This window comes from Mucilaginibacter sp. P5_A6, assembly GCF_056400585.1.
Map to the genome: position 1 here is coordinate 156,689 of NZ_JBFUKZ010000011.1, position 12,676 is coordinate 169,364.

General features: G+C 40.7%; 2 protein-coding genes. Both read left to right on the forward strand.

The genetic code is table 11. From position 1 onward, the window contains the following. Positions 1-185: 185 nt before the first annotated feature. Positions 186-5,705 (forward strand): SDR family NAD(P)-dependent oxidoreductase, encoded by a 5,520-nt coding sequence (locus AC1DO4_RS14120; protein WP_477416841.1) that lies wholly within the window; start codon positions 186-188, stop codon positions 5,703-5,705. Continuing rightward, the coding region (locus tag AC1DO4_RS14125; protein ID WP_477416843.1) for an aminotransferase class III-fold pyridoxal phosphate-dependent enzyme at positions 5,705-12,676 on the forward strand (6,972 nt) is incomplete at its 3' end. The genes AC1DO4_RS14120 and AC1DO4_RS14125, both read left to right, overlap by 1 nt.

Genomic DNA, 12,676 nt, shown 5'->3' on the forward strand with positions numbered 1-12,676 from the left:
TTTAATTAAATTTTTTCCCTTTAATTAAATTTTTATTGTGTTGTAAGCCATTTTTATTAACCCATGGGAAATGTAAACTTAAGGAAAGCATCACAAACGCTTAACCGGCTTACGCATTTGAGTGTATAGCTTTGTGTAAAATTAATCTGATTAGTTCAACTACCTATGAATAAGAAGTTCAGATCATGAATAAGAAGTTCAGATCACTCGGGGAATACCTATGCGCTCTTAGCTGCGAAAAAAGCAAAGGGATATCCTTTATTTTAGGAAGCGATAGGGAAGAATTTCTCTCTTATAAGGCTTTATTTAATGAGGCTTTAAGTAGTTTGAAGTTTTTACAAGATAAAGGTTTAATGCCTAGGGCTGAACTTATATTTCAGATCGAAAACCTTAAGGATTTTATTGTTACTTATTGGGCATGCATATTAGGGGGTATCATCCCGGTACCGCTATCGGTTATTCATCATGAAGAAGGCATTGAAAAATTAGTTAGAGTCTGGAAAACCTTAAACGATCCCCACTTAATTACCAGTGAAAAAAATGCAGATAAATTATCGAAAAGGTTAACAGAATCCGATGTTAATTTAAAAATAGTTTTATTGGAGCAGTTAAAAGATGATACCGGTGCTGGTGAGCTATATGCAGCTGATTCCAATGACATAGCTTTCATCCAGTTTTCCTCTGGTTCAACTGGCGATCCGAAAGGGATTAAATTGACACATGGTAATTTATTGGCAAATATTGATGGCATAGCAATAGGTACTGAAGTGGTATCGGAGGATAAATTATTGAGCTGGATGCCGCTTACTCATGATATGGGTTTGATAGGATTTCATTTAGTTCCTTTGGTTTGCGGAATTGATTTGTACCTGATGCCTACGGAGTTATTTATCAGGAATCCAACGCTTTGGATGAGGAAAGTATCAGAATATAACATTACTATTACCTCTTCCCCTAATTTTGGCTATCAGCATTTTCTCAACCAGCTTAACGAGAGTAATTTCCTGAATATCGATCTGTCTTCTTTGAGAATGATTTTTAACGGAGCCGAACCGATCTCAGCTAATATTTGCCGTGATTTTTTAAATAAATTAAGTCCTTTTGGCTTAAAAGAAAGTGTTATGTTTACTGTTTACGGGTTAGCAGAAGCTTCCCTTGCTGTAACGTTTCCCAAAGCTTCCGCTCCATTTTCTTCCTTAAAATTCGACCGCCGAAAATTAGGGCCGGGCGAAAAAGTACAAGAAATAACAACCCAAGACAATTATGCTATTGAACTTGTAAACTGTGGTAGCCCCATAACTCATTGTTCGGTTTTAATAGCTGATGAACATCATAATGCGCTTGAAGATGGGCATGTTGGATTTATCAATATTAAAGGCGCTAATGTAACTTCTGGTTATTACAACAATAACGAAGCTTCAAATAAAGTAATTACTGCGGATGGTTGGCTCAATACCGGCGATCTGGGTTTTATATTCAACGGTTGCCTGTATGTTACCGGGCGCATGAAAGAGCTTATTTTTCTTGCTGGTCAGAACGTTTATCCGCATGATATTGAAAGAATAGCGCACGATCTGGATGAAATTGAAGCCGGTAAAATAGTGGCGTGCGGTATTCCTGATGAAAAATCAGGTCTGGAGAAACTGGTTTTATTTGTTCTTTTCAAAAAGAAAGCAGAAGATTTTTTACCGATAGCTGCTAAGCTTAAAAGACACATCGCTGCCAAAGCAGGAATAGAAGTTACCTGGGTTGTACCTATCAAAAAAATACCCAAAACCACCAGCGGAAAGATTCAGCGGGTGGTTTTGGCAGATGATTTCATTGCCGGAGCCTTTGCGGATGGATTAACGTCTGCTCAAAGTTTTAAAACAATTTCAATTAGCACGGTTGATTTAGAGGTATGGCTGCGTAGCTGGCTTTCCAACCGGATGAATGTTTCGCTGAACGATATAGATCTGGACGCAACCTTTGCAGAACAGGGCGTAACCTCATTAATGGCTGTTGAATTTGCCCGTGCTATTGAAGAAAAAACGGGTGAAGCGGTGAATACTACTGTAGCCTGGAATTTCCCGAACATCAGAACCCTCACTCAATATCTTATTGGTTTAGATTCTGAAACCGATCAGGAAAACAGTAATCAACAAAAATCAGTAAACGAGCCGATAGCCATTATTGGTATGGCTTGCCGATTTCCTGGCGCTGCCAATCTCGACGAATTTTGGCAGTTACTTAAATACGGGAAAAATAGTCTCTCTGAAATAGAAAGTTCCCGATGGAACAAGACAGCGGTTGAAGATTTAACTTCCGGCAATAAAAATAAAACCATCACGCTTGGCAATTACTTAAAAGATATCGATCTGTTTGATGCGTCATTCTTTGGCATCTCGCCCAAAGAAGCCATGGAAATGGATCCTCAACAACGCCTATTGCTGGAGCTGGCCTGGGAAGCCATGGAACATACAGGTATTCCTCAAACTGAATTATCAAATACAAATACTGCCGTATACATTGGCACAAGCGGTAACGAATATGCAAGTCTGCAGATAAATGATCTGGCAGCATTAAACGCCTATTCGGGTACAGGCAATGCGTTAAGTATTTCGGCTAACCGCTTATCATATTTTTTTGACCTCTGCGGTGCGAGTATGGCAGTCGATACGGCTTGTTCCTCATCTCTTGTGGCTCTGCACCAGGCTTGCCAGCAATTACGGTCGGGAGAAAGCGATGCTGCCCTCGTTGGGGGTGTTAACCTTATGGTAAGTCCTGCTTTGAATGTCGTTTTTTCACAAGCAAATATGCTGGCTGATGATGGTAAATGCAAAACCTTTGATCAGCAGGCAAACGGTTATTCAAGAGGCGAGGGAGGTGCAATTGTTATGCTAAAAAGACTTTCAGATGCAATTAAAGATCAAAATACCATTCATGCGGTTATCCGTGGAAGCGCACTAAACCAGGATGGTAAAAGTAACGGATTGACTGCTCCAAATGGCAGGGCACAAAAAGCGGTGATTCAAAAAGCAATGAAAGTGGCTAATGTGCTTCCGCTTGCGGTTTCTTATATTGAAACTCATGGAACGGGAACTCCATTGGGCGATCCGATTGAGTATCAGGTTTTAGATGAAACTTTACAAAAAAATCGTACACACAATGAACCTTGCTGGATAGGTTCTGTAAAAACAAATATTGGGCATCTGGAAGCAGCCGCTGGTATGGCAGGGCTAATAAAAACGGTGTTATCGCTTCAGAATAAAGAAATACCGCAACATTTAAATTTCAGTAATGTAAATCCCTACATCCGGAATGGGCATCAAAGTGTTCTTAAAATCCCAACGGAACATACTTCATGGACACTTAAAGAAGGAAGCAGAATTGCCGGTATAAGTGCTTTTGGCTTTGGAGGCACGAATGCCCACATCATCATAGAAGAGGGAGCAGTTTACCAGGAACCTATTCTTTCGGTGAATGATGATAAGGTTTATCCGCTGGTTTTATCTGCAAAAAATAAGGAAGCTTTAAAAGAGTTAGCATTAAACTATCAGCAGTTTTTAGATAAAACGGACAAAGCTTTTAAAGATATCTGTTATACGGCAGCTTTTGGTCGTACCGCATTTGCAGAAACCTTGCATATAACTGCTTCCACTAAAGAAGAAGCTTCGGAGAAATTAGCTTTAATTACAGCTGGGGTTGAGATAGCAGAGAAAGCGCTAAGCGAAAACTGGAAAGAAGTTTTTACAGATTCCGGATGTAATAAAGTGACCATACCAGGCTATCCGTTCCAGCGCCAGCGCTATTGGGTAAATGCAAACGAAACTATTTCATGGCTGCCTGTAAGTGATGATAAACAGACAGACAGCCTGGATGAGCATTTGTATGAGATAAAGTGGATTAAAAAAACCTTCGATCACGCGTTCACGAATGTGGAAAAAGGTTCATGGTTAATTTTTTCGGATACGGTTGGAATTGGTGCAGAACTGGCACTGCAGCTAAAAGATCAGGGTCATTTTGCCATTAAAATTTTTAAAGCAGATGAATCCCGGTTGGACATTCTTTTGCAGGAAATTAAAGAATCTACTACACTTCCGTGGATGGGTTTTATCTATCTATGGCCTATAGAGAATACGTTGGATGGTTTGGATGATATTTCATTTACTCCGTATTATCAATTCCTGAATATTGTTAAAAAAATAAACACAATTCATTTTGACACGAAGCCTGCGCTTTGGCTCCTCACTAAAAATGCATTATTCGCTGATGATATCAATATAACCGGATTATTCCAGTCGCCATTTTGGGGTTTTGCAAAATCGGTACCCTTAGAGTATCCAAAATTCTGGTGCGGCATGATGGATATCGGAAACCAGGAACCGTCCGCCATTATAAATCAAATTACACAGGAAGTTTTATATAACCGTACAGAAGATCTTCTCGTTCTTCGCAACGATCAGCGAAATGTATTCCGTTTAGCCAAAGCTACTGAACATAATAAAAAGCCGTTTCCGTTAACGGATACTGGATCTTACCTCATTACTGGCGGACTAGGATATCTGGGTTTAAAACTGGCAAAATGGTTGGCATTAAATGGTGCCGGTCAATTAATTCTTAGCACCCGCAAGCATCCGGATTTGTTAATAAAAAGCCGGGAACTTCTGGAACTGGAGAAAATGGGCGTCAATATTTCCATTGTACAACTCGATTTAGGAAACGCAGAACAGGTGCAAAAACTGGTAAACGAAGTTCAGAATAGTGATTTTAAACTTAAAGGTGTATTTCATGCGGCTGGTATCTCAAACTATCAGTTTATAGAAGAATTGGATAACAGTTCACTGGATGAAACGCTGGAACCTAAAATAAAAGGTGCCTGGTTTTTGCACAAATCAACTCAAACCGTCGATCTGGATTTCTTTGTTTGCTTTTCATCCATTACATCTATTTGGGGAGGTAAAAAGCAGTCGCATTATGCAGCCGCCAACCAGTTTTTAGATAGTCTTACCTATTACCGTAAAAACTTAGGATTCCCATCATTAACTGTTAATCTTGGTCCGGTTTGCGGCGGCGGAATGGCTGCCGAAAACGCCGATGTGTTTAAAAAGATAGGCATCGAAGAAATTCATCCGGAATCGCTTTTTGCCATTTTATCGAAAATTATTGGAGGCAATTCTTCCCAAAAGATCGTCGCCAAAGTTGATTGGCAAAAATTTCAGAAGATTTATCAGTTTCATACTGCCAGACCCATTTTTGATGAGGAAGTATCCATCGAAAAAGTCGAGATAACGGTGCAAAAATCTGATTTCTTACTGATCCTTGAAAAAACATCCATACCCGATCGCCCTTATGTGCTGCTGCACCATGTCCGTACGGTTATAGGCGGGGTGTTAGGCTATAAAAAAGGTGAATATCCCATAGTTGATCAAGGGCTTTTTGATATGGGAATGGATTCGATATCAGCTATAGATATTAAAGAAAAACTGGAGAAAAGCCTTCAAATAAAGCTGAATCAAACGGTTGTATTCGATTATCCAAGCATACAAAACCTCGTCGATTTTTTTATAAACGATAAACTGTCGAATTATTTTCCGGCAACTACCGAATCCGAATTAGTTGACCAACCCTCCAAACCTACTGATGTGCAAAGCATAACGGTAGACGAACTCTCAAATGAGGAATTAGAAAACTTATTAAACGAACAAATCAACAAATTTCTATAATGAATTCCAATAATCAGGATTTGATGCGCCGGGCGGTGTTGGCGATTAATAATTTAGAGGTCAAACTCAAAGATAAGGAAAACGAAAAGCACGAACCTGTTGCCATCATTGGCATTGGATGCCGTTTCCCTCGGGGTGGAAACACTCCTGATGATTTTTGGAAATTAATTAAAGATGGGATTGATTGTGTAACGGAAGTGCCTTCAAACCGGTGGTCTGCTGAAAATTATTTTGACCCGAATCCAGAAACAGCCGGTAAGATTTATTCTAAATACGGAAGCTTTATGGATGGTATTGACCAGTTCGATGCACATTTCTTCGGGATTTCTGCCCGCGAGGCTCAGGCTATTGATCCGCAGCAACGCTTGTTGCTGGAGGTTACCTGGGAAGCATTAGAAAATGCCGGAAAAACGTTAGAGCAAATCCGCGGAAGTGAAACGGGAGTGTTCATAGGTATTACTACCAACGATTACTCCCAAAATAGTTTAAACGATCAGCAGCCGGAGTTGGTAGATGCTTACTTCAATACCGGTAACGCATTAAACGTTGCCGCAGGCAGAATCTCTTATGTTTTAGGGCTCGAAGGACCGAGTATGGCTATTGATACTGCTTGCTCCTCGTCTTTGGTATCGATCCATCTGGCTTGCCAGAGTTTACGTAACGGCGATAGTACCATGGCAATTGCAGGAGGAGTAAACCTGCTGATTTCCCCGGTTTCAACCATCGGGATGTCAAGGATGAACATGCTTTCTCCCAACGGGCGCTGCAAAACTTTTGACGATCAGGCAAATGGGATTGTAAGAGGTGAAGGTTGTGCGGTTATTGTATTAAAAAAATATTCAGACGCTTTAGCAGCTAACGATACCATTTTAGGGTTGATAAAAGGTTCTGCCGTAAATCAGGATGGCGCCAGCGGCGGATTAACCGTGCCTAACGGTAAAGCCCAGGAAAAGCTTTTGAAAAAAGCATTGGCTTCGGCCAGAATAGAACCTTCGGAGGTAGATTATATTGAAACTCACGGTACAGGTACTCCTTTAGGCGACCCGATTGAAGTAAACGCACTCGCCAGCGTTTATGGAAAAGACCGTCCTTCTGATCGCCCCTTAATTTTAGGAGCGTTAAAAACGATTATCGGGCATACAGAAGCTTGCGCAGGCGTTGCCGGCGTGATAAAAACGGTGATGGCAATGCGTCATAAAGAAATTCCGGCTCCGCTTCATCTAACCAAACCAAATGCAAAGATTTTATGGGCTGAGCTTCCCATTACGGTGCCCTCATCCTTATTAAAATGGAAAAACGGCGAAAAGAAACGAATTGCCGGTGTAAGTGCATTTGGTTTTAGCGGTACCAATGCACATATAATACTCGAGGAATATACATCTCAAGAAAATACCCAAGTTCTTGAGCAGCCTGCACAGCATCTGCTAACTTTATCAGCTAAAACTGAAGAAGGTTTAACACAGCAGGCATTAAAATATCACAATTACCTAAAAGAGAATAAAGATTTAAGCCTGGGAAGTATTTGTTTTACAGCGAATGCTGCCAGAACTCATTTTGACTATCGCTTCAGTATCCCTGCAGCCTCAACAGAAGAACTGATTACCGCACTTGCCGAAAAAGATAATTTTAACATCGTAAAAGCGAAGGTTGATAAGAATAAATACCATAAAATCGCTTTTCTGTTTACTGGTCAGGGCGCTCAATATCCCGGTATGGGTAAAGAGCTGTATGAAACCCAGCCGGTTTTTAAAGCGGCACTGGATCAGTGTTCCTTAATGCTGCAATCTTATTTAGGCAAATCCCTTACGGATATTATTTATTTGCCAGAAAATGCCGCATTTCTTGATCAAACGGCTTATACACAGCCTGCCTTATTTGCATTAGAGTACTCTCTTGCCGAACTATGGAAGTCATGGGGTGTAATGCCCTCGGTTTTAATAGGTCACAGCGTTGGCGAATACGTGGCCGCCTGTTTAGCAGGAGTTTTTACGCTGGAAGATGGATTAAAATTAATTGCGGAACGCGGTCGGCTGATGCAAAAATTACCTGCGGGCGGTGCCATGGCAGCCATTTTTGCACCGGAATTTGAGGTAACAAAATCTATTTCTGGGTTTGAAGACAAGGTTTCTGTCGCTGCGATAAATGGCCCTGGCTTAACCGTAATTTCCGGCGATTTGGATGTGATAGACGAGGTTTTAGAAAGTTATCAGAAAGCAGGAATCCGAACTAAAAAACTACAAGTTTCGCACGCATTTCATTCTCCGTTATTGAAGCCTATTATGGCGGAATTCAGGGAGTTTGTAAAAGGAATTAACTTTCAGGCTCCCAAATTAAAAGTAATCTCTAACCTAACGGGACAAATAGCGGATGAAACAATGGCTGATCCGGAGTATTGGTGCAAGCATATTTTGGCTCCTGTAGCTTTTTATAAAGGCATCCAAACTTTAGAAGAAGAAAAAACCAGCATTAATATTGAAATCGGTCCAACGCCTTCGCTGTTGGCTATGACTAAAGATTATGCATCTACTACAGATACGTTGTGGTTATCCACTTTGCATCCTAAAAAAGCTGATTGGCAATGCATTAATCAGACTTTGGCAAGAATTTATGTAAGCGGTTATCCAATTAACTGGATTGCATTCTACAAGCCTTATTCCTATGCTAAGGTCACCTTGCCAAATTATTCTTTCCAAAAGCAAAGTTATTGGCTTACTAAAAAACAAATTAATCAAACCCTTCAGCTTGTTTCRACCACCCCGGCAATGAATAGTACAGTGATAAATGGACTAGAATTAAATGGTACCAGCAAAAACGGTTTCCATAAGCCGGATGTATTACCGGAATTAAAGAAAATTCTGGCAGAAATACTTCATGAAGATCCTGCCAAACTGGATAACCACATGCCCTTTGTGGAAATGGGAGCAGATTCAATTGTTTTGGTAGAGGCTTTAAAAAAGATAGAAACCACCTATCATGTAAAACTAAAAATTAGCCAGCTTTTTGAAGAGCTTTCTAATTTGGCAAATCTTGCCGAATACATTCATGCAAATATGGAAGTTGCCGAGCCAATTTTTGTAAAAGATCAAACCATCCATCCTGAACCGGTTTTCGCTTCAACAAATAACCAAAATTTACAGCCCTTAACTTTGCCCGATAACAGCTTGCAAAGCTTGCTGATGAAACAAATGGATGTTCTGCAGCAAACAATAAATGCCCAGCTGCAAGTATTGCAATCATCCGCATCCCATCCAACGCAGCAAATTCAAACGTCCCAGTCTGTTAATCCGGTTCAATCGGTAAAATCTCCGGAAAATAAACCAGAAGCAGCAACAGCCGATGCAACCAGTAAATTCAATGCCATACGTTTAATTGAAGACCGGGAACTAAACGCAGATCAATCGCAGTTTTTAGCTGATTTAATTGTGCGCTATAATCGCAAAACGTCTGAGTCTAAAAAATATACCCAGCAATATCGTGGTGTACTTGCCGACTGGATCAATTCGCTTGGATTCAGGCTGGCGATCAAAGAAATGATTTATCAAATCGTATCTGTCCGGTCTTCTGGTTCAAAATTTTGGGATAAAAATGATAATGAATATGTGGATCTGGCTATCGGATTTGGAGCGAATTTTTTTGGAAATAGCCCGGACTTTATCAAAGAAGCAGTACATGCCCAGGTTGATAAGGGTTTTGAACTGGCTATCCAATCGGATATTGCCGGCGAAGTAGCAGAGCTGATCAAAGAAGTTACAGGACACGAGCGCGTAGCTTTTTCAAATACCGGAACGGAAGCAGTGATGGCGGCTATGCGTATTGCGCGTACGGTTTCCAAAAAGAATAAGATTGTCATTTTTAAAGGATTTTATCACGGTACTTTTGATGGTTACCTGGCAGAATCAACCCAAAATGGTGCGTTAATTTTTTCAAATCCGGCTGCACCGGGAACTACCCAGGGGATGATTGATGACATCGTTCCGTTGAATTATGGCAGCGACGATTCCTTAAAATATATTGAAGACCATGCCGATGAATTAGCTGCTGTACTGGTTGAACCGGTACAAAGCCGCCGACCGGGTAATTTCCCAAAAGAGTTTTTAATTAAGCTCCGCGAAATTACTGCACGTAAAAATGTAGCCTTCATTCTGGATGAAATTATTACCGGTTTCCGAATTCATCCCGGCGGTGTTCAGGCTGTTTTGGGTATCCAGGCAGATATTACTACTTACGGAAAAATTGTAGGTGGCGGTATGCCGATTGGGGTTATTGCTGCCAAAGCAAAATACCTGGATGCGGTTGATGGTGGCTGGTGGCAGTATGGCGATGACTCTTATCCGGCTACGCAGATGACTCTTTTTGGAGGTACATTTTGCAAACACCCCTTAGCATTAGCGGCTGCAAAGGCGGTTTTGCTGCGGATGAAAGAGGCTGGTCCGGCTTTACAGGAAGCTGTTAATCAAAAAACAGATCGTTTAGCAACTGAAGTTAATACCTTTTTTAACGAACTGAATATCACTGTAAAGGTGGTCAATTTTGGTTCCCTGTTCCGCTTTGAACCGTTCGGAAAGTATAACCCTTTATTACAGCCCATCGAGATGGACATCTTTTATTTCGCGTTGATAGAAAAGGGTGTTTTTACCTGGGAGCGAAGAATTAATTTCTTATCTGTAGCCCATACCGATCAAGATGTAGATTTCATCATTGCTAAAATTAAAGAGGTTATTTTTGAAATGATTGATGGTGGTTTCTTTCCAGAATCTGATGGGCGGGGAGGACCAGCAAGCCCGAGAAAAAAGTTCATTTCAGAGGCGCAGCGCCAGTTATGGGTGCTGGCTCAAATGGATCCAGCCGGGTCAGTAGCTTATAATGTACCTGTAGCGCTTCAACTTAATGGTTCGGTAAATGCCCAACTTCTTCAAAAATCACTGCAAATAATTGTAGACCGGCACGAAGCGCTAAGAACCACTTTTAGCGAACGGGGAGATTATCAACTGATTCATCCATCCCTGAAAGTGGAATTTTTAGTTGATGACTTTTCCTTAAAAAATGCCGACGAAAAAGAAGCCGCTATTAATGAATGGCGGAGGAAAATGAGCCAAACTCCTTTTGATTTGATTAACGGGTCTTTATTGCTGGCGGGCTTATTAAAAATTAAGGAGAATCAGCATATTTTATCGGTAGCGGTTCATCATAGTGTGTATGATGGCTGGTCGGCAGGTGTGCTTTCATCCGAGTTAGGCGAGATTTATACCAAGCTTTTAAACGGGGCTCCATTAAATTTAAATAAACCGGTTCAGTTTGGGGAGTACCTTTTAAAGAGAGAGCAGTTTAAAAAATCATCGGCACTGGCAGAACAAGCCGCTTATTGGTTAGATCAATACAGTAAACCATTAAGTGCACTGCAGCTTCCTGTTGATAAGAAAAGACCTGTAATTAAAACCTATAACGGAAGTACCATTGCCGTCCGTCTCAATCCGGAGATAACCAAAAAAGTTACAGCAGCAGGTAAAGAGAAGGGTTTTACACCATTCATGATCTTATTTGGAGCTTACAATTTGTTGCTTTCTAAACTTAGTCAGCAGCAGGATATTGTTGTTGGAATACCGGTTGCGATCAGGGATATCGAAACTGAAGCGGCTATTATTGGTTATTGTACCGATGTGCTTCCTGTGAGAGCGAAGATCCTATCAGATGATTCCCTGCTGGATTTTTTAAAATCTATTCGCAAACAACTTTTAAGCGGTTTCGAAAACCAGGATTTTACGCTGACCGAGTTAATTACCAGACTGAAAGTGGAGCGGGATGCCAGCCGTTCGCCGATAGTAAGCACCTTGTTTAATTTAAATCCGGGCAACGTGGTTTTGCCTGTTTTTGCCGGATTAGAAACAAGTCTGCTCCCCAAAAAAATAGATTATACCGCTTTTGAACTGCTGTTTGATATCACAGAATATCAGGGTGAATTCGTTCTGGAATGTGATTACAATACCGATCTGTTTAATGAAACTACCATAATCAGTTTCATTCGTTATTACGAGAACATATTAGCGTCCATCAGTACCGATACGAATACTAAAATATCCGACGTAAGCATTTTATCGCAGGAGGATCAACAACGATTATTGGTTGATTTTAACGGCACTTTAAAAGATTATCCTAAACACAAATTAATTCAAGATTTAATTCAGGATCAGGTTTCGATTTCTGCGGAAAAAACTGCCCTGGTAATTAATAAACAGCAATGGTCTTACACCGCGATAAACAGCAGTGTCAATAAACTGGCGCATTATTTACGCCAGGTACATGCCATAGCTCCGGGAAGTTTGGTAGGTGTTTTTATGAACCGTTCGGARCAAATGCTCATTGCTTTGTTGGGTATCATTAAATCTGGAGCGGCGTATGTACCGCTTGATCCGGCTTATCCAAAAGAACGTATCAATTACATTATACAGGATAGCGGTATGAAGATGATCTTAATTGATCAATCTTTAGCGGGTGTTGCTGTCGAAATTACCGGTCCGGTTTTAATTTGGGATGAAAAAACACTCGAAGAAATAAATACCTATCCGGATTCAAATCCCGAAATAATTAATACGCCTGAAGATCTTTCTTATATCATTTATACATCCGGCTCTACCGGAAAACCAAAGGGCGTTGCTATCCGGCACAAAAATGCGGTTGCCTTTTTGTACTGGGCAATGGAGGAGTTTGTGCCGTCACGTTTTGAAATTGTTTACGCAGTTTCTTCCATCTGTTTTGACCTTTCGGTATTCGAATTAGTCTTTCCGTTAACCGTTGGGAAAACCATCCGGATACTTCAATCAGGGTTAGAAATTAAAGACTTTGTAGTTCAGGATGATAAAGTGCTCCTGAATATTGTGCCTTCCGTTTGCGGATTGCTCATCAAAGAAAAGATAAATTTAGAGCAGGTAACCATCTTAAACCTTGCCGGTGAAGTGTTTTCTGCCAATTTATTG

Excerpts from the sequence above, each read along its gene's own strand:
- AC1DO4_RS14120 (WP_477416841.1), top strand. The coding sequence starts at position 186 with ATGAATAAGAAGTTCAGATCACTCGGGGAATACCTATGCGCTCTTAGC.